19 protein-coding genes are annotated in these 17,795 nt (G+C 71.7%); 6 read left to right on the top strand and 13 right to left on the bottom strand.

Features of this window, described 5'->3' with window-relative positions; translation table 11 throughout:
• The first annotated feature begins 279 nt into the window (after positions 1 to 279).
• Complete coding sequence (locus ACGFWI_RS21710; protein WP_393907727.1) at positions 280 to 1,752, top strand: sensor histidine kinase; 1,473 nt, start codon at positions 280 to 282, stop codon at positions 1,750 to 1,752.
• Positions 1,753 to 1,931: 179 nt separating this feature from the next.
• Here ACGFWI_RS21710 and ACGFWI_RS21705 read toward each other — a convergent pair whose 3' ends face one another.
• Together ACGFWI_RS21705 and ACGFWI_RS21700 are read right to left on the bottom strand one after the other, a co-directional pair.
• The gene (locus tag ACGFWI_RS21705; RefSeq protein WP_003983230.1) at positions 1,932 to 2,189 is read right to left on the bottom strand and encodes a WhiB family transcriptional regulator; all 258 of its coding nucleotides are present in this window, start codon (positions 2,187 to 2,189) and stop codon (positions 1,932 to 1,934) included.
• 320 nt (positions 2,190 to 2,509) lie between these two features.
• The gene (locus ACGFWI_RS21700) at positions 2,510 to 3,493 is read right to left on the bottom strand and encodes a diacylglycerol/lipid kinase family protein (RefSeq protein ID WP_393907615.1); all 984 of its coding nucleotides are present in this window, start codon (positions 3,491 to 3,493) and stop codon (positions 2,510 to 2,512) included.
• Between the two features lie 105 nt (positions 3,494 to 3,598).
• On the opposite strand from ACGFWI_RS21700, the gene ACGFWI_RS21695 reads away from it, so the two are divergent.
• Positions 3,599 to 4,060, top strand: a complete 462-nt coding sequence (locus ACGFWI_RS21695; protein ID WP_393907614.1) for a hypothetical protein — start codon at positions 3,599 to 3,601, stop codon at positions 4,058 to 4,060.
• A gap of 142 nt (positions 4,061 to 4,202) precedes the next feature.
• Here the strand turns inward: ACGFWI_RS21695 and ACGFWI_RS21690 are convergent, their stop codons facing one another.
• The 4 genes from ACGFWI_RS21690 to ACGFWI_RS21675 all read right to left on the bottom strand — a co-directional run bounded on the left by ACGFWI_RS21690 (position 4,203) and on the right by ACGFWI_RS21675 (position 6,692).
• Positions 4,203 to 5,162 carry an RNA polymerase sigma factor SigF gene (locus ACGFWI_RS21690; RefSeq protein ID WP_393907726.1) on the bottom strand — a complete coding sequence of 320 codons (960 nt, stop codon included), beginning with the start codon at positions 5,160 to 5,162 and terminating at the stop codon, positions 4,203 to 4,205.
• A 43-nt stretch (positions 5,163 to 5,205) separates the two neighbouring features.
• Complete coding sequence (locus ACGFWI_RS21685; RefSeq protein ID WP_393907613.1) at positions 5,206 to 5,619, bottom strand: anti-sigma regulatory factor; 414 nt, start codon at positions 5,617 to 5,619, stop codon at positions 5,206 to 5,208.
• A gap of 291 nt (positions 5,620 to 5,910) precedes the next feature.
• On the bottom strand, positions 5,911 to 6,399 hold the full coding sequence (locus ACGFWI_RS21680; protein ID WP_393907612.1) for a GNAT family N-acetyltransferase: 489 nt from the start codon (positions 6,397 to 6,399) through the stop codon (positions 5,911 to 5,913).
• A gap of 32 nt (positions 6,400 to 6,431) precedes the next feature.
• Entirely contained in the window at positions 6,432 to 6,692 is a 261-nt protein-coding gene (locus tag ACGFWI_RS21675; RefSeq protein ID WP_393907611.1) for a UBP-type zinc finger domain-containing protein, read from the bottom strand.
• 59 nt (positions 6,693 to 6,751) lie between these two features.
• Between ACGFWI_RS21675 and ACGFWI_RS21670 the strand changes: the two genes are divergently transcribed.
• Positions 6,752 to 8,353, top strand: coding sequence for a Na+/H+ antiporter (locus tag ACGFWI_RS21670; RefSeq protein ID WP_393907610.1), 1,602 nt, complete (start codon positions 6,752 to 6,754; stop codon positions 8,351 to 8,353).
• 79 nt (positions 8,354 to 8,432) lie between these two features.
• On the opposite strand, the gene ACGFWI_RS21665 is transcribed toward ACGFWI_RS21670, so the two are convergent.
• The 3 genes from ACGFWI_RS21665 to ACGFWI_RS21655 all read right to left on the bottom strand — a co-directional run bounded on the left by ACGFWI_RS21665 (position 8,433) and on the right by ACGFWI_RS21655 (position 10,453).
• A complete protein-coding gene (locus ACGFWI_RS21665; RefSeq protein WP_393907609.1) occupies positions 8,433 to 9,365 on the bottom strand; it encodes a 1-aminocyclopropane-1-carboxylate deaminase/D-cysteine desulfhydrase in 933 nt (310 codons plus the stop codon).
• A gap of 46 nt (positions 9,366 to 9,411) precedes the next feature.
• Entirely contained in the window at positions 9,412 to 10,002 is a 591-nt protein-coding gene (locus ACGFWI_RS21660; RefSeq protein WP_393907608.1) for an N-acetylmuramoyl-L-alanine amidase, read from the bottom strand.
• A gap of 211 nt (positions 10,003 to 10,213) precedes the next feature.
• Complete coding sequence (locus ACGFWI_RS21655) at positions 10,214 to 10,453, bottom strand: hypothetical protein (RefSeq protein WP_393907607.1); 240 nt, start codon at positions 10,451 to 10,453, stop codon at positions 10,214 to 10,216.
• A 79-nt stretch (positions 10,454 to 10,532) separates the two neighbouring features.
• On the opposite strand from ACGFWI_RS21655, the gene ACGFWI_RS21650 reads away from it, so the two are divergent.
• The 3 genes from ACGFWI_RS21650 (at position 10,533) to ACGFWI_RS21640 (ending at position 12,569) form a co-directional block, all read left to right on the top strand.
• Entirely contained in the window at positions 10,533 to 11,306 is a 774-nt protein-coding gene (locus ACGFWI_RS21650) for a helix-turn-helix domain-containing protein (RefSeq protein ID WP_393907606.1), read from the top strand.
• Positions 11,307 to 11,316: 10 nt separating this feature from the next.
• Positions 11,317 to 12,237, top strand: a complete 921-nt coding sequence (locus tag ACGFWI_RS21645) for a glutaminase (RefSeq protein ID WP_393907605.1) — start codon at positions 11,317 to 11,319, stop codon at positions 12,235 to 12,237.
• Positions 12,238 to 12,335: 98 nt separating this feature from the next.
• Positions 12,336 to 12,569, top strand: a complete 234-nt coding sequence (locus tag ACGFWI_RS21640) for a hypothetical protein (RefSeq protein WP_393907604.1) — start codon at positions 12,336 to 12,338, stop codon at positions 12,567 to 12,569.
• Between the two features lie 83 nt (positions 12,570 to 12,652).
• Here ACGFWI_RS21640 and ACGFWI_RS21635 read toward each other — a convergent pair whose 3' ends face one another.
• From ACGFWI_RS21635 to ACGFWI_RS21620, 4 genes are all read right to left on the bottom strand, one after another.
• Positions 12,653 to 13,072: a VOC family protein gene (locus tag ACGFWI_RS21635; RefSeq protein WP_393907603.1), complete on the bottom strand. Its 420-nt coding sequence runs from the start codon at positions 13,070 to 13,072 to the stop codon at positions 12,653 to 12,655.
• A 64-nt stretch (positions 13,073 to 13,136) separates the two neighbouring features.
• Positions 13,137 to 14,075, bottom strand: coding sequence for a beta-ketoacyl-ACP synthase III (locus ACGFWI_RS21630; RefSeq protein WP_393907602.1), 939 nt, complete (start codon positions 14,073 to 14,075; stop codon positions 13,137 to 13,139).
• 283 nt (positions 14,076 to 14,358) lie between these two features.
• The gene (locus ACGFWI_RS21625) at positions 14,359 to 16,662 is read right to left on the bottom strand and encodes a heavy metal translocating P-type ATPase (RefSeq protein WP_393907601.1); all 2,304 of its coding nucleotides are present in this window, start codon (positions 16,660 to 16,662) and stop codon (positions 14,359 to 14,361) included.
• A gap of 77 nt (positions 16,663 to 16,739) precedes the next feature.
• Complete coding sequence (locus tag ACGFWI_RS21620; protein ID WP_393907600.1) at positions 16,740 to 17,747, bottom strand: helix-turn-helix transcriptional regulator; 1,008 nt, start codon at positions 17,745 to 17,747, stop codon at positions 16,740 to 16,742.
• Between the last annotated feature and the right edge of the window lie 48 nt (positions 17,748 to 17,795).

Raw genomic sequence — 17,795 nt, 5'->3', positions numbered from 1 at the left:
CCTGTCCGGCACCGCAGCCCGGAGCTGACATCGGCCGGCCCCGCCTAGCGGGCGGAAGGCGCCCCTGTGTGCGGTAGGGGCACGGTCCCGCCCAGGGACCGGTCGATCGGAGGCCTCGGCGCAGTCAGGGCAGAGAGCGCCTTCGGCCTCGTTCCGCTCTCCTGTGCGGGGAGAGCGGAGGTCTTTGCTGAATTCTGGACTAGACCATTCTTACTTGTCCATGCCCGTGCAGACACAACAGATACACCGTACGCCGGTAGGCTCCAAGACGTGCCCTCCATGAACGATCTCGTACGCCAGCACACCGCTCTGAGCGACACCGACCTCGAGTGGCTCCATCTGCTGGTCTCGGAGTGGCAGCTGCTCTCCGACCTCTCCTTCGCCGACCTCGTGCTGTGGGTGCCCACCCTCGACGGCACCCGCTACGTATCGGTCGCCCAGATGCGGCCCAACACGGGCCCCACCTCCTATCAGGACGACATGGTCGGCCATCTCGTTCCCCGTGGCCGCCGTCCCATGCTGGATTCAGCCCTGGACGAGGGCCGCATCGTCCGGGAGGGCGACCCGGAGTGGCGGGAGGAGGTCCCGGTACGCGTCGAGTCCATCCCGGTACGCCGCGATGGCCGGGTGCTCGGTGTGATCGCCCGCAACACCAACCTGCTGACCGTACGCACCCCCAGCCGGCTGGAGCTCACCTACCTCCAGAGCGCGTCCGACCTCGCCCAGATGATCGCTGCCGGAACGTTTCCCTTCCCCGGCCAGCAGGTCGACATGGATGCCTCGCCGCGGGCCGGCGACGGACTGATCCGGCTCGACGCGGACGGTGTCGTCCAGTACGCCAGCCCCAATGCGCTCTCCGCCTACCACCGGCTCGGACTCGCCGCGGACCTCGTGGGCCATCACCTCGGCCAGGCCACCGCCGAACTGGCGCCCGCCCGCGGCCCGGTGGACGAGGCGCTGGTCAAGCTCGCCAGCGGCTGGGCCCCCAGGGAATTCGAGGTCGAGGGCGAGGAAGGCGTTATCCAATTGCGCGCCATTCCGCTCAAGCCCAAGGGGACACACAGCGGTTCGCTGGTTTTGCTGCGCGATGTGACCGAACTGAGACGTCGCGAGCGGGAACTGATCACCAAGGACGCCACCATCCGGGAAATCCACCACCGGGTGAAGAACAATTTGCAGACGGTCGCCGCGCTGCTGCGGTTGCAGTCCCGCCGGATGGATTCCGAACAGGGCCGCGAGGCACTCAACGAGGCCGTGCGCAGGGTCGGTTCGATCGCAATCGTGCACGAGACGCTGTCCCAGACCCTCGATGAGCGGGTCGAGTTCGACGAGATCGCGGACCGGGTGCTGGCCATGGTCGCGGAGATCTCCCCGGGCAAGGTGACCACCCGCCGCACCGGACGCTTCGGCATCCTGGACGCCGAGGTGGCCACCCCGCTGTCGATGGTGCTCACCGAGGTGCTGCAGAACGCCCTGGAGCACGCCTTCGACCAGACGGAGCACGGCACGGTCGAGGTCGGCGCGGTGCGCGGCGGCAGCCGTACCGAACCGCGGCTGCTGGTCACCGTCCAGGACAACGGCCGCGGCCTGCCCGAGGGCTTCGATCCGCAGCGCGCCGGAAACCTGGGGCTGCAGATCGTACGGACCTTGGTGGAGGGGGAGTTGGGCGGAAAGTTCGACATGGTGCGGGCGCCCGAGCGCGGTACCCAGGTCATCCTCGACGTACCCGTACGGGCCGAGAAGCAGCACTGAGACCGGGGGCCGGCCGACGGGTTCACCGGCCCCCGCCCGGCCCTGAACAGCAGGAAGCCCCGGACCCATCCGGTCCGGGGCTCAAAGCTATTGCGATGCGATAACGACCGGGCCTGTCAGCTCCGGACCTGCATCGGGGGTACTGCGCGCTGCGGCTCGGGGGCCACGGGGCTGCTGGCTCAGGCGCTGGCGTTGCGCGCCCGGTTGCGAGCTGCACGGCGCTTCATTGCGCGGCGCTCGTCCTCGCTCAGACCACCCCAGACGCCGGAGTCCTGGCCGGACTCGAGCGCCCACTGCAGGCACTGCTCCATGACGGGGCAGCGGCGGCAGACGGCCTTGGCTTCCTCGATCTGCAGCAGCGCAGGACCGGTGTTGCCGATAGGGAAGAAGAGCTCGGGGTCTTCCTCGCGGCAAACGGCGCGGTGACGCCAGTCCATGGCTGCTCCATCTCCTCGTGTGACGGGATCGTTGCTTGTGAATGTGAACGCTTTCACGAATCCCTCCACAAGGGAAGGGCCGAACTCCAGTCGAGAACTGGCGCGGTCCTGTGGAATGAGGAGGAGGATTCGGGCTCTCAAGGGGGCCGGTAAAGCGGCCGTCCCGATCGCCATGAAGAGACTCGCAAACCTCGGCTGCGGATACAACCCCTTCCGGAAACTTTTTTTTGATTCCTTGGTGTCGCCTAGCTCACAGCCGTCATTCCAGGGGGTGGGAACCAGCCTAAACGTTCGAGTGAAAGGACTTTAGGCTCTACTGCTCACACAATCACACGCAGTGCACGGCGAACGCCTGTGAACGTCACACTCGTACGCAGTCCCAGGTGGTCACCATCCATCTGGAACGGCAGGGGAACCTGCGAATGCAAGGTGAAGTTCGTGAGGTCATGAAGTGAGAGTGCGTGCTTGCCCCGGGGTCCGCGCTGGGGTGTTGACGTCAGCAGCTGGGTGGCGTACCGGGTCACCGCGGGCGGCGAGAGCTTGCTCAGTGCGAACAGATCCAGGCCCGTGTCGAACGAGGCGTCCGGTGACGGGTAGATCGGCCGATTGCCCAGGTAGGACCACGGGGCGGTGTTGCAGATTATGGCCAGCGCGAGGTCCTCGACGCGCCTCGCGGAGCCCTCGGCCCCGGCAGGGCGTTCGAGGGTGATGATGCCCCGCCGGCGGTTCGCCTCGCGCAGGAACTGCCGTACGACCTGTCGCACGTACAGGGCGTGCGTCGAACGCTTGCCGCGTTCGCGCTGCTGCTCGACCCGGCCGACGACACCGGCGTCGAAACCGAACCCGGCGCAGAAGGTGAACCAGCGCTCCGGTACGCCCTCGTCCTCACTGCCCGGGGTGCCGGCGGCCAGCCCCAGGCCGATCGTGCGCTCGCTGCCGTCGCGCAGTGCGTCCAGCAGAGCGCCGGTCGCCTCGACGACGTCGTTGGGGAGCCCGAGCGCGCGGGCGAAGACATTGGTGGAGCCGCCGGGGACGACGGCCAGCCGGGGATGCGAGTCCGGATCGGGGCCGTTCGCCAGCAGACCGTTGACGACCTCGTTGACCGTGCCGTCGCCGCCGAGCGCCACCACCAGGTCGGTCTCCCCGCCCTCGGTGGCCTGCCGGGCAAGATCGCGGGCATGCCCGCGGTACCGCGTCTGTGCGACCTCCAGCTTGAGGTCGCTGGCGAGCGCGTGGGTGAGTACCTCACGGGTGCGGGCACTGGTGGTGGTTGCTGCGGGATTGACCACGAGAAGTGCGCGCATATGGAGCAGCGTACCTACCTGCTGGTACCGGCCATACGGCCCGTCCGGCTCCGGGGCAGCCCCGGCCGCCGCGGCTGCCGCGACGGCCGGCGCTACCCTGCTGGGGTGAGCAGTCAGCAGAAGCAGTCCGCGTCCCGAGCCGCCGGCGCCCCCGCCGCGCCCGAGCCGACCGGCCCGCGGCCCGCCCGGCTGAGCGCCGCAGCAGCGCTCACCGCGGTCGAAGGTCTCGCGCTCGCCGCCCTCGGTGCGTACATGCTGATCATGGGTCTCGCCGGATCGCCGGACAGTCCGCAGCAGGCGGAAATGGGCGGGCTGACCGTCCTGGCGCTCGCGGTGCTGCCGCTGGTGGCCGCGCGGGGGCTGTGGCTGCGCCGCCGCTGGAGCCGGGGGCCCTCGCTGATCACCCAGATCGTGGCGCTGCCGGTGGCCTGGACGCTCGTGAACGGCGGTGGCGCGCTGATCGCGGCCGGGATCGGGCTGGCCGTGGCCGCGCTGACCGTGCTCGTTCTGCTGGTCAATCCGACGGCCACCGAGGCGCTGGGCATCGGGCCGCGGGAGACGCCCTGAGGACCGTCCCGGGTGCGGCCCGTCCGGACGGTCGGGTCTGAAGGGACGGGCGGACGGTCGGGTCTGAAGGGACACGGACCGGGCCCGGAACGCACGAGGGGCGGAGCCCGTAAGAGCCCCGCCCGCCCCGCTCAGTCGTCGTTCACTCTTCGACGAGCAGCTTGTCGCGCAGCTGGGCGAGGGTGCGGGCCAGCAGGCGGGAGACGTGCATCTGGGAGATGCCGACCTCCTGGGCGATCTGCGACTGGGTCATATTGCCGAAGAAGCGCAGCAGCAGGATCTTCTTCTCGCGCGGCGGGAGGTCCTCCAGCAGCGGCTTGAGGGACTCGCGGTACTCCACGCCCTCCAGCGCCTCGTCCTCGGCGCCGAGGGTGTCGGCGACGGCCGGGGACTCGTCGTCCGTGTCCGGGACGTCCAGGGAGAGCGTGCTGTAGGCGTTGGCCGACTCCAGCCCCTCCAGGACCTCCTCCTCGGAGATCGCCAGATGCTCGGCCAGTTCATGGACCGTGGGTGCGCGTCCGTGCCGCTGGGACAGCTCGGCGGTCGCGGTGGTCAGCGACAGCCGCAGCTCCTGGAGGCGGCGCGGGACGCGGACCGCCCAGCCCTTGTCACGGAAGTGCCGTTTGATCTCGCCGACGACGGTGGGGGTGGCGTACGTGGAGAACTCCACGCCGCGCTCCGGGTCGAAGCGGTCCACGGACTTGATCAGACCGATGGTGGCGACCTGGGTCAGATCGTCCAGCGGCTCACCACGGTTGCGGAACCGCCGGGCCAGATGCTCGACGAGCGGGAGGTGCATACGGACGAGGGCGTTGCGCAGTTCCGCGCGCTCAGGGGAGCCGTCGGGCAGCTTGCGCAGCTCGTAGAACATCGCCCGGGCGCCGCTGCGGTCGTGCGGCTCGTGGGGATGCTGTTGATTCTGCCGCTGGTGTTCGGGGGCCGGCGCATCGTGCTGATGCGCCTGCCGGCCCGGCTGCTCGCTCTGCTCCATGTGGTCCGCCCGCTCTGCCTGCTCCGCCGCATCCAACCGGCCGCCGTGGTCGTCTACGCCCACCGGATGTGGCCGGGCCTGCTGCTCGGGGATGGTCGCACTGGACGCCATCCGCCCGCCGCGCTCGAGATCTTTCACGGGGCCCCCTGTTCGGTCATGACGGTCCGGGACCGGTGCCGCGCTCCTTGTACAGACTGATGGTGACCGTGCGGTCCTCCGCGACCGTGGAATCGACCTTGCCGGCCAGTGCGGAGAGCACCGTCCAGGCGAACGTGTCGCGCTCCGGGGCGCGGCCATCGGTTGTCGGGGCCGAAACGGTCACCTGCAGTGCGTCGTCGATGAGGCGGAAGACGCAGCTCAGCACACTGCCGGGAACGGCCTGTTGCAGCAGGATCGCGCAGGCCTCGTCGACCGCGATGCGCAGATCCTCGATCTCGTCGAGGGTGAAGTCCAAGCGGGCTGCGAGTCCGGCCGTAGCCGTACGCAGCACGGACAGGTAGGCACCCGCAGCGGGCAGACGGACTTCCACGAAGTCCTGAGTCCCGGGCTCGCCTGCGATCTGGGACACCCTCACCTCCAAGGTGGCACAAGCTGGTTGAGCTGGAATGCGCGATATTCGCGTTGTTCGGGATGTTCGCGCCGGTCCTTTCTCCCCTCGGACGAAAGGAGAACGATCCGGCGCGACACATGGTTCGGCTGTGACGCTATCGCGATCTGCGGGCCGGTGTCGCCCGGAAGGAGCACGGCTGCCTGCCGGCGGCGATCCGGCCCCGGTTCGCCCGACGCCCTCGCTGTCACTGATTGTAAAGCCACGGGTACGGACAGTGGCTAGGGGTGTGCACTGTCAAATCGATGACGATTACGCTCCGTTGACACGTGAGGTGCCCGCAAGGTTGTGCAGTGCCTCTCCAGTGAGCCGGAAGACCGTCCATTCGTCCATGGGCAAAGCGCCGACGGAGCGGTAAAAGCCGATGGACGGTTCATTCCAATCCAGGACTGGCCACTCGAAACGCTCGTATCCGCGGGCCACGCAGATCTCCGCGAGGGCCGCGAGCAGCGCCTTGCCGTGGCCGCCGCCGCGCGCCTCGGGGCGGACGTACAGATCCTCCAGGTAGACACCGTGCGTGCCCGTCCACGTCGAGAAGTTCCGGAACCACAGGGCAAAGCCCACCGGGGCTCCCTCGGCCTCCGCGATCAGTGCGAAGGTGGCCGGCTGCGGCCCGAAGAGGGCCTCCTTCAGCTGTGGCCCGGTGGCCTGCGCGGCCTCGGCTTCACGCTCGTACGCCGCCAGCTCGCCGATCATGGCCAGGATGACGGGGACGTCGTCGGGAGTCGCTTCGCGGATCATAGGTGAAGGCTAAACGGGCGCCCGGAGGTACTTCACACCAGTTGCTGGTCGACGAAGCACCAGCGCCAGGACTCGCCCGGTTCGTGCGTCCGCATCACGGGATGGCCGGTCTCCTCGAAGTGCCGAGTCGCATGCCGGTACGGCGAGGAATCGCAGCAGCCGACGTGGCCGCAGACCAGGCATTTCCGCAGCTGTACGGGGTGGCTGCCGACGGCCAGGCACTCCAGGCAGGTGGCGCTCAGGGGGCCCGGTTCGGGGCGCGGCTGCTCGGCAACGTGTGTGCACTCGCTCATGATGGCCAGGTTAGATCGCCGGGACGGGTGGCGAAGGGTTCGGGGACGGGACGGGTCCGATGGCTGTGATGCCGCTGTTTTTGCTGGTCGCGGGAAGCGCGGCGGTCGCCGGACTGGCCCGCCGTACCCCCGTCCCCGCGCCCCTGCTGCTGGTCACCGCAGGGCTTGCGGCGTCCTTCATCCCGGGGATCCCGGACTACACCCTCGATCCGCACATCGTGCTGCCGCTGGTGCTGCCCCCACTGCTGCACACCGCGGCGCTGGAAAGTTCGTATCTGGACCTGCGGGCCAATCTGCGGCCGGTGGCGCTGCTGTCGGTCGGCTACGTCCTGTTCGCGACGCTGGCGGTCGGCTGTGTGGCGTACCTCGTCCTCCCCGGCCTGCCGCTGACCGCCGCGCTCGTCCTGGGGGCCGTCGTCGCCCCGCCGGACGCCGTCGCGGCCACCGCCATCGCCCGCAGGCTCGGGCTGCCGCACCGGATCACCACGATCCTGCAGGGCGAATCGCTGTTCAACGACGCCACCGCGATCACCGCTTACAAGGTCCTGCTGGCCGCGGCCCTCGGGGTCGGCGCCACCTGGAGCGACGGGATCAAGGAATTCGCCCTCGCCTCTCTGGGCGGTATCGGCGTCGGTGTCGTCCTGATGGTGCCGCTGCACTGGCTGCGCATCCGGCTGCGCGAGTCGGCGCTGCTGGAGAACACCCTCTCGCTGCTCATCCCGTTCTTCGCCTACGCGGCGGCCGAGCAGCTCCACGCCTCCGGGGTGCTAGCCGTCGTCGTGGTCGGCCTCTACCTGGGGCACCGCTCCTGGCAGGTCGACTTCGAGACCCGGCTCCAGGAGGACGCCGTGTGGAAGGTGGTCTCCTTTGTCCTGGAGTCCGCCGTCTTCGCGCTGATCGGGCTGCAGCTGCGGGTCGTGCTGCGCGGACTGGGGGATTTCAGCGCGGCGCAGACCCTCTGGTACGCGGCCGTGATGTTCCTCGTCGTGGTGCTGACGCGCTTCGTGTGGGTCTTTCCCGCGACCTTTCTGCCGCGCGCCCTGTCGGCCCGGGTCCGGGCCCGTGAGCCGGATACGAACTGGAAGGCACCGGTCGTCGTCGGCTGGGCCGGGATGCGCGGGGTGGTGTCGCTGGCCATCGCGTTCTCCATCCCGGCCACCGTGCCCGGCGGCGGCTCCTTCCCGGCCCGCAACCTCGTGCTCTTTCTGACCTTCACCACGGTCATCGCCACCCTCGTCATCCAGGGGCTGACGCTGCCGCCGTTGATCCGCTTGCTGAAACTGCCCGGCCCGGACCCCCAGGCCGAGACGCTCGCCGAGGCGCAGGCGCAGAACGAGGCCTCGCGCGCCGCCGAGGAGCGCCTGGACGAGCTCCTCCGGGACGAGCGCAACGCCCTGCCCGGACCGCTCGCCGACCGGCTGCGCACGATCATGGAGCGGCGCCGTAACTCCGTGTGGGAGCGGCTCGGCGCGGTCAACGAGGTGACCGGGGAGTCCGCCGACGAGACCTACCGGCGGCTGGCCCGGGAGATGATCGACACCGAGCGGCGGGTGTTCGTCCAGCTCCGGGACGCCGGCCGGGTCGACGACGAGATGCTGCGGACGCTGCTGCGCAGGCTGGACCTGGAGGAGGCGACGGCCTACCGGGAGGAGGCCTCGTAGCCGTGACCGACGGCCTGGACGGGGCGCCGCCTCACGGGCAGTGCGCGGACCGGCGGCGGCCCTCGGCCGAGGGCTCAGCTCAGGGGGTACCGGTGATCACGGCGGCCACCGTGCTGCCGGGGGCGAAGGCGCCCTCCCCGGCCAGCGTCGTCAGCCCGTACAGCAGCTTGGCGACGTAGATCCGCTCCAGGGGCAGTGCGTGCCGGTCCTCGAAGGCGTCCGCGAACGCGTCCAGTTCCGGGGTGCGGCGGGCGTAGCCGCCGCAGTGGAAGCGGGCGTCCAGCCGCCAGTCGCCGCGCGGTCCGCCGAACGCCGCGCGCTGCAGCTCCTCGACCGTCGCCCGGAGGAAGTGCGGGTGGCCGCCCTTGAGTACGGGAAGGCCCAGGGCGCGCTGCCCCGGTCCGAGCCCCGCGGCGAGCCCGGCGAGGGTGCCGCCCGTTCCGCAGGCCACCGCGACCGTGTCCGCGGCCCCGCGCAGCTCCCGGCCCAGCTCCGTACAGCCTTGTGCGGCGAGGGAGTTGCTGCCGCCCTCCGGTATGACGCGGAACGCGCCGAAGCGGTCGTGCAGCGCGGCGAGCACGTCCGGGTCACCGGTGCGGCGGTAGCGGGCCCGGTCGAGGAAGTGCAGCCGCATACCGTCGGCGGCGCAGCGGGCCAGCGACGGATTGAGCGGTGCTTCGGCGAGCTCGTCGCCGCGGACCACTCCGATGGTGGCGAAGCCGAGCAGCCGGCCCGCCGCGGCGGTGGCCCGCAGATGGTTGGAGTACGCGCCGCCGAAGGTCAGCAGCGCACGGTCGCCCGCCGCGGCCGCGGCGCGCAGATTCGGCGCCAGCTTGCGCCACTTGTTGCCCGGCAGATCCGGATGGATCAGATCGTCCCGCTTGAGCAGCAGCCGTACGCCGCGGCGCGCGAACGGCGCGTCCTCGATCTCTTGGAGGGGCGAGGGCAGGCGCGGGCGCAGGGATCGCGGATCCGGCAGCGGGCCGGGGGCGGTGCTGGTCACGCCGTCCATTGTCCCGGGTGCCGGCGGGGCGGGCGCGTTCCGTACCGTCGGGCGTTCACTTCAGCCGGGCGCCGATCCGCCCGCGCAGCCAGTCCATCGTGTAGCCGCGCGGATCGACCTTGCCCGGCTGCCACTCCAGATGCCCGAGCACCGAACGCTCGGTCCAGCCGTGTGCCCGGCACACCGCCGCCGCGGCCTTCTCCAGCGCGTCCAGCTGGGCGGCCGGCCAGGGGTCCGTGCCGTTGCCGAGGTTCTCGCACTCGAAGCCGTAGAAGACGGGGTTGCCGTCGGTGTCGGCCTCGTTGTCCGGCGGCAGGCGCTTCTCGGCGATCACCGCGCGCAGGACGTCGCTGTCGCCGAGGCCCGCGTGATTGGCGCGGCCGCAGCCGACCAGATGCACCGTGCCGTCCTTGGTGATCACGCCATGGCACAGCGGCCCCGGAAGGTCCGGACGGCCGTCGTGACAGAGCCGTACGGTGCTCGCGGCGCCGGAGGTGCCGGTGTGGTGCACCATCACGCCGTGCACCGGGCCCCAGGGACCCTTCGCGTTGCGGTTGTGCGTCTCCCAGCCGGCGATCTCGTCGACCCGCAGCCCTTCGGAAGTGAGCGCGTGGAGGAACCGGGCGGCGGACAGCGGTACGGACATGGCCCACTCCGATGCGGACGCGGCGGCCGCCGACCGCGCACCGCCTCATGTCTCGCTTGTACGGGACGGTGCCGTACCGGGGGAGGGGAACGGCAGAAAGCGGACCAGCCGTTCGGGCATGTGCGAGCGGTTTCGGCCGCCCGCCGCGCCCTGGCCGCCCGGAGGTCCGCCGGGACCGTGCCCTGCCGTGCCCTGCACCTGGCGGGGTGCGCTACCCGCTCGTGTGCAGGAACGCGTCCCCGTGCGCGTTGACATGTGCTTCCAGGACGTTCAGCGCGTCCTGGGTCGCCTCGGGCGAACCGCTGCCCCGCCGCTCGGCGAAGTACGCGGCGCCCAGCTTTCTCAGCAGGTCGTTGCCGGCGCGGTTCTGCTGCACCTCGTCGACCTTCTGTTTGCCCTGGTTCAGCGCGCTCTGGGCCTGTTCCTTCGCGCGGTCGAGAAACCCTGACATGTGCCACCTCCGTGAGGTCCGTGTCGTAAGGGATCAACGGCGCGGTCGGCCGTGGGGTTCCCGTGTCAGGCTGGGGCATGTGGGCGAAGAGCGCGACACGGATGGGCCACCCGGCGTATCCGGCCGGTACCGGGAGCGGGCATCGCGGCTGGCCGGTGCGGTGCTGTGGACCCGCGCCGGGCTGCCCTCGGGCCGGCCGGTGCTGCCCGACGGCTGTACGGACCTGATCTGGAGCCAGGAGCGGCTGCTGGTGGCCGGCCCGGACACCGGGCCGTTCCTCCCGGGAGGGGACGTGCCCGGCCCTCTCGGGGGCGGCGGACGTGCCCCCATCGTGGGGCTGCGCTTCGCACCGGGCCAGGGCCCGGCCGTCTTCGGTGTACCGGCCCATGAACTGCGCGATCAGCGGGTTCCGTTGACGGACCTGTGGCCCGCGGGCCGGGTACGAGAGCTGGCCGGGCGGCTGGCGGCGGCCGGGGCGCCGGGCAGCGGGGACAGCGTCGGCCGCGTCCTGGAGGAGACCGCAGCGGTCCGCCTCCAGGACGCCACCGCGACAGGGGGCCGCACCGCCGCCGTCGCCGCGGCGCTCGCGCGCGGCCGTCCCGTCGCCGAGGTGGCCCGGTGCGTCGCGCTCAGCGAACGCCAGCTGCACCGGCTCAGCCTGGACGCGTTCGGCTACGGCCCCAAGACCCTGACCCGGGTGCTCCGGTTCGTCCGCGCGCTCGATCTGGCCCGCTCCGGGATGCCCGGCGCACAGGTCGCGGCCTGCGCCGGATACGCGGATCAGGCGCATCTCGCCCGCGAGGTGAAGTCGCTGGCGGGGGCCCCGATGGGGGTGCTGCTCGCCCCGGGTTAGCGTGTCCGTCATGGACTACCAGGCCGTTCTCGAAGAGGTGGCGGCCCTCGCCAGGCCGTTCGTGCGACAGGGCCGGGTCGCCGACTACATACCGGCGCTGGAGCGGGTGTCAGCGGACCGGTTCGGGATCGCGGTGGCCGACATCCACGGCGAGGTGTACGGGGTCGGCGACTGGGAGGTCCCGTTCTCCGTCCAGTCCCTCTCCAAGGTCTTCTCGCTGGCGCTGGTGATGGCGGAGAGCCATGACGGCCACGACAACATCTGGAAGCGGGTGAGCCGCGAGCCGTCCGGTACGCCGTTCAACTCGCTGGTCCAGCTGGAGGCGGAGAACGGCATCCCCCGCAACCCGTTCATCAACGCGGGTGCGCTGGTGGTCACCGACCGGCTGCAGACCCTCACCGGCGATGCCAGCACCTCGATGCTGCACTTCCTGCGGGAGGAGAGCGGCAACCCGGACCTCGCCTTCGACCAGGCGGTGGCCGACTCCGAGGCCGAGCACGGCGACCGCAACGCCGCGCTGGCGCATTTCATGGCGTCCTTCGGCAACCTGGAGAACCCCGTCCCCAGCGTCATCGAGCACTACTTCTGGCAGTGCTCGATCGAGATGAGCTGCCGGGATCTGGCCGTCGCCGGCGGTTTCCTCGCCCGCCACGGGCTGCGCGCCGACGGCAGCCGCCTGCTGGAGGCCCGCGAGGCCAAGCGGATCAACGCGGTGATGCTGACCTGCGGGACGTATGACGCTGCCGGGGAGTTCGCCTACCGGGTCGGGCTGCCCGCGAAGAGCGGTGTCGGCGGCGGCATCATCGCCGTGATCCCGGGCCGCTGCACGCTGTGCGTGTGGAGCCCCGGGCTCGACGCCCGCGGCAACTCCGTGGCGGGCGCCGCGGCCCTGGACCACTTCACGACGTTGACCGGGTGGTCGGTGTTCTGACCGGCCCGGCCACCGGGTTTCCGGCCCGGTGCCGGTGCCGCCTGCCGTTGTGGCCGCCGACCCGCTGGCGCATCGTGGGCGTAGGGAGGTGCACCGCCATGGAGCACGAGATGCGCGCCGAGTACGAGGAAGGCGTTCTGCCGCACGCGGACACGCCGGTGAAGATCTGGCACATGGTGCGGCTGGAAGGCACCATCGCGATGTGCGGGCGGGAGCTGGCACCGGCCGCCGCCACCCAAACGGCCGCGGTCTGGGGCACGCCCAAGGGCGAGCCCTTCTGCCACAGCTGCGGCGCGATGTACCTGCGCGAGCACCCCGGGGACATCGGCTAGGGCGACCGACGGGATCATTACGGCCCGTACGGGGAAGGCGCCGGGCCGCCAGCAGCGCCCGCCCCCATGGCAGCGGCCGTCCCCTAGGGCAGCGGCGCGAACAGATCGACCCCATGGCCGTCCGGGTCCTGCACGACGGCGTAGCGCTGACCCCAGAAGGCATCCCAGGGCGGCTTCTCGCCCGTATAGCCGGCCGCGGTGAGCTCCGCGTAGACGGTGTCGACCTCGTCGGGGCCGGCGCACTCGAATGCGAGCCCCGTCGGGGTGCCGCCCTGCGGCGGCGTCCAGTCCGGGTCGATGGCACGCGCGGTCTTGTGGGTGTCCCACATCAGCCGCAGACCGCCGGGGAGCTGTGCCTCGGCGTGCGGGGCGTGGTCCGCGTCGGCGGGGACGTCCAGGCCGAGGCGGCGGTAGAAGGCGAGGGCCGCGGCCATGTCGGCCACCACCATCCCGATGGCAGCGAACCGCGGTGTGGACGGTGTGGTGGAGGAAGAAGTGGTCATGCGGTGAGCGTAGGCAGCCCGCCGCGGCCCGGTCTTGAACGAATCGGACGCGCCGCCGCCCGCCTCACGGGCAGTGGATGACCTGCCCCGCGTACGAGAGGTTGCCGCCGAAGGCGAACAGCAGCACCGGATCACCGGCGCTGATCTCGCGCCGTTCGACCAGCTTGGACAGGGCGAGCGGCACGGAGGCCGCGGAGGTGTTCCCGGAGTCGACGACGTCCTTGGCGACCACCGCGTTGACCGCGCCGAGCCGCTCCGCGACCGGCTCGATGATCCGCAGATTGGCCTGGTGCAGCACCACGCCGGCGAGGTCGGCGGGCGTGATCCCGGAGCGTTCGCACACCTTGCGGGCGATGGCCGGCAGCTGGGTGGTCGCCCAGCGGTAGACGGTCTGGCCCTCCTGGGAGAACCGGGCGGGCTCGCCCTCGATGCGTACCGCACCGCCCATCTGCGGCACCGAGCCCCACAGCACCGGACCGATCCCCGGCTCCGGCGAGGCACTGACCACTGCGGCGCCCGCCCCGTCGCCGACCAGCACACAGGTCGAGCGGTCCGTCCAGTCGACGACCTCGGTGAACTTCTCCGCCCCGATGACCAGCGCATGGGTCGCGGAACCGGCCCGGATGGCGTGGTCGGCGGTGGCCAGCGCATGGGTGAAGCCGGAGCAGACGACGTTGAGGTCCATCGTGGCGGGTGCGTCCAGCCCGAGCCGGGCCGCGACCCGGGCCGCGGTGTTCGGGCTGCGGTCGGTGGCCGTGCAGGTGGCGACCAGCACCAGGTCGATGTCCTGCGGGGCCAGGCCACTGGCGGCCAGCGCCTTGGCCGCGGCGGCGGACGCCATGGAGTCCACGGTCTCGTCCGGGGCGGCGACATGGCGGGTACGGATGCCCACCCGGCTGCGGATCCAGGCGTCGTCGGTGTCGACGATCTTGGCGAGGTCCTCGTTGGTGAGCACGCCGGAGGGCTGGTAATGGCCGAGAGCCAGGACGCGTGACCCGGTCATGAATTCCCCTGTACGTGGGTGGGCGGTATGTCACCAGTCTCACCCCTCGGCGTCGGCCGACGGCTGCGTGAACTGCCAATGTTCCGCCGCCAGAACTGGAGACAGTTGTCAGAACCGCGGAGACCCGCCCCGGGTGCCGGGCCCGCGGGCGCCCGTATGTGCGGGGCGCCCGCGGGTGGCGGGGCGGGATCTCGCAGGGGCAGCAGCCCGCCCGATCCAACGGCAGAGCCACGGCGTTCCGGGGGTATTGCTCCGCTCGCGGGCGCGTCCCGGAAGCTCTCCGTTACCGGGAGGACAGCGGCCGGAAGCGGCGCAGCCGCAGGCTGTTGCCGACGACGAAGACCGAGGAGAACGCCATCGCGGCCCCGGCGATCATCGGGTTGAGCAGTCCGGCCGCGGCCAGCGGCAGCGCCGCGACGTTGTAGCCGAACGCCCAGAACAGATTGGTCCGGATCGTGCCGAGGGTGGCGCGGGCCAGCCGGATGGCGTCCGCCGCGGCCCGCAGATCGCCCCGTACGAGGGTGAGGTCACCGGCCTCGATGGCGGCGTCGGTACCGGTGCCCATCGCCAGCCCCAGGTCGGCGCGGGCCAGCGCCGCCGCGTCGTTGACGCCGTCGCCGACCATGGCGACCGAGCGGCCCTCGGACTGCAGCCTTGCGACGACCGCCACCTTGTCCTCGGGGAGCACCTCGGCGATCACCTCGTCGATTCCGACCTCGGCGGCGACCGCCGTCGCCACGGCCCGGTTGTCACCGGTCAGCAGGACCGGCGTCAGCCCCAGGGCCCGCAGCCGGCGCACCGCCTCCGCGCTGGTGGGCTTCACCGCGTCGGACACGACCAGCACCGCGCGCGCCGCGCCGTCCCAGCCGACGGTGACCGCGGTACGGCCCTCCGCCTCGGCCGCGGCCTTGGCGGCCGCCAGTTCGGGCGTCAGGAACTGGGTCCACCGGTTCAGCAGCTGCTCGCGGCCCACCACTACGGCGTGCCCCTCGACCACGCCCTGGACGCCCAGCCCCGGAACGTTCGCGAACTCCTCGGGGGTGGGAAGGGCGCCTGGCCCGGCGTCGCCGTCGCCGATCCGCTGCGCGGCGCCGGTGGCGACGGCACGGGCGACGGGGTGCTCGGAGGCGTGCTCCAGCGCGCCGGCCAGCCGCAGCACCTCCTGCTCCGAGACGCCCTCGGCGAGGTGGACCCCGGTCAGCGTCATCACGCCGGTGGTGACCGTGCCGGTCTTGTCCAGGACGACGGTGTCGACCCGGCGGGTCGACTCCAGTACCTCGGGTCCCTTGAGCAGGATGCCGAGCTGGGCGCCGCGTCCGGTGCCGACCATGAGCGCGGTCGGCGTGGCCAGCCCCAGGGCGCACGGGCAGGCGATGATCAGGACGGCGACGGCGGCGGTGAAGGCGGCCACCGCGCCCGCGCCGGTGGCGAGCCAGCAGCCGAGGGTGCCGAGGGCGAGCGCGATCACGACCGGGACGAAGACCGCGGAGATCCGGTCCGCCAGCCGCTGGGCCGCGGCCTTGCCGTTCTGCGCGTCCTCGACCAGCCGCGCCATCCGGGCGAGCTGGGTGTCCGCGCCGACCCGGGTGGCCTCGACGACCAGCCGGCCGCCCGCGTTGACGGTGGCGCCGGTGACGGTGTCGCCGGGGGAGACCTCGACGGGGACGGACTCACCGGTGAGCATCGACGCATCCACGGCGGAGGCGCCCTCCAGCACCTTCCCGTCGGTGGCGATCTTCTCCCCGGGCCGTACGGTGAAACGGTCGCCGGTCTTCAACGCGGCGGTGGGGACACGGACTTCACGGCCGTCCCGCAGCACGGTGACGTCCTTGGCGCCCAGCTCCAGCAGCGCCCGCAGCGCCGCTCCCGCCTTCCGCTTCGCGCGTGCCTCGAAGTAGCGCCCGGCCAGGATGAAGGTGGTGACACCGGCCGCGGCCTCCAGATAGATGCTGCCGCTGCCGTCGGTGCGGGCGATGGTCAGCTCGAACGGGTGCGTCATCCCGGGCATGCCCGCGGTGCCGAAGAACAGTGCCCACACCGACCAGCCCAGTGCCGCGAGGGTGCCCATCGAGATGAGGGTGTCCATCGTGGCGGTGCCGTGCCGCAGATTCGTCCAGGCGGCCCGGTGGAACGGCCAGGCGCCGTACGCCACCACCGGCGCGGCCAGCGTCAGCGAAAGCCACTGCCAGTTGGTGAACTGCAGCGGCGGCACCATCGCCATCAGCACCACCGGGACGGAGAGGGCGAGGGAGATCAGCAGGCGCTGACGGAGCGGGGCGAGCCCGTCGCCGTCGGCCCGGCCGTCCGCGTGGTCCCGGTCTTCGCCGCCGTTGGTGTCCGGCGCCGGGGCCGGCGGCTCCGGGAGGGCCGCGGTGTAGCCGGTCCGCTCCACGGTGGCGATCAGGTCGGCGGCCTCGACGCCGCTGCCCGTCGCGACGGTCACCTTGGCCTTCTCGGTGGCGTAGTTGACGGTGGCGGTGACCCCCTCCATGCGGTTGAGCTTCTTCTCGATGCGGGCGGCGCACGAGGCGCAGGTCATCCCGCCGATCTCCAATTCGACGCCGTGCTCTCCGACCGTGGTGGCCATGACTGCTCCTCGGTGTGCTGCGAGTGCGCGTTTCCCTGGGGAGAACCATATACCCCCCTAGGGTATTCCACGGGGCGTCACTGCGGCACACCCGCTTCGCCGACATCCTCGCCCCCGTCCGCCGCCGCCCCCGCCGCGCGGCTCACCCGGCCGCCCAGCGCCCGCAGATACGCGGCCAGCTCCGGCGGTTCGTGGACGGTGAACTCGTGGCCCAGCATGGCCAGCCGGAGTGCCAGCCACTCCAGCGAATCGGGGGTGCTGCGCCAGCGGCAGGACGCCTCGTCGAGCGGTGTGACCTCGCCCCCTGCCGGGCCGCCCAGCCGGGCGGCCACCTCGGCGGCCGGTGCCCACACGGTCGCCACCGCCCGGTGGGACGCGCTCATCCCCTGCATCCGCTCCCGGACGTACGCGCCCGCGTCGGCGGCGGGCAGCCGGCGCGGCGGGGTCCGTACGCCGGTGGGGAACGGTTCGCTCAGCCGGTCCACCCGGAAGATCCGCCAGTCCTCGCGGTCGTTGTCGTACGCCACGAGATACCAGCGGCGTCCCGAGGCGACCAGGCGGTGCGGCTCCACCAGGCGCTTGCTGCGGGGGCCGGTGCCCGCCCGGTAGCGAAAGCGCAGCCGTTCGTGGTTGGTGATGGCCGCGGCGAGCACCGTCAGATGCTCCGGGTCGACGGTCGGGCCGTCGCCGGCCGGCATCGGGACGGTGGCCGTGCCGAGCGTGCCCACCCGTCGCCGCAGCCGGGCCGGGAGCACCTGTTCCAGCTTGGCCAGGGCCCGTACGGACGCCTCCTCGATGCCCTCGACGGTGTGGCCGGCGGCCGAGCGCAGGCCGACCGCGATGGCCACCGCCTCCTCGTCGTCCAGCAGGAGCGGCGGCATCGCGGTCCCCGCGGCCAGCCGGTAGCCGCCTTCCGCGCCCATCGTGGCGTGCACCGGATAGCCCAGCTCGCGCAGCCGCTCGATGTCGCGGCGGATCGTCCGGGAGGTGACCGCCAGGCGCCGGGCGAGCTCGCTGCCGGGCCATTCGCGCGGGGTCTGCAGCAGGGACAGCAGATTCAGCAGGCGCGCCGATGTCTCACTCATGGGACCGATGATGCCGGTGCCTGTAGGACCGGAGCTGTCCTATACCGG

Source organism: Streptomyces sp. NPDC048434 (assembly GCF_043200375.1).
GTDB lineage: Bacteria > Actinomycetota > Actinomycetes > Streptomycetales > Streptomycetaceae > Streptomyces.
The sequence above is the reverse complement of the archived record's forward strand: the minus strand, read 5'-3'. Positions and strand labels throughout refer to the sequence as shown.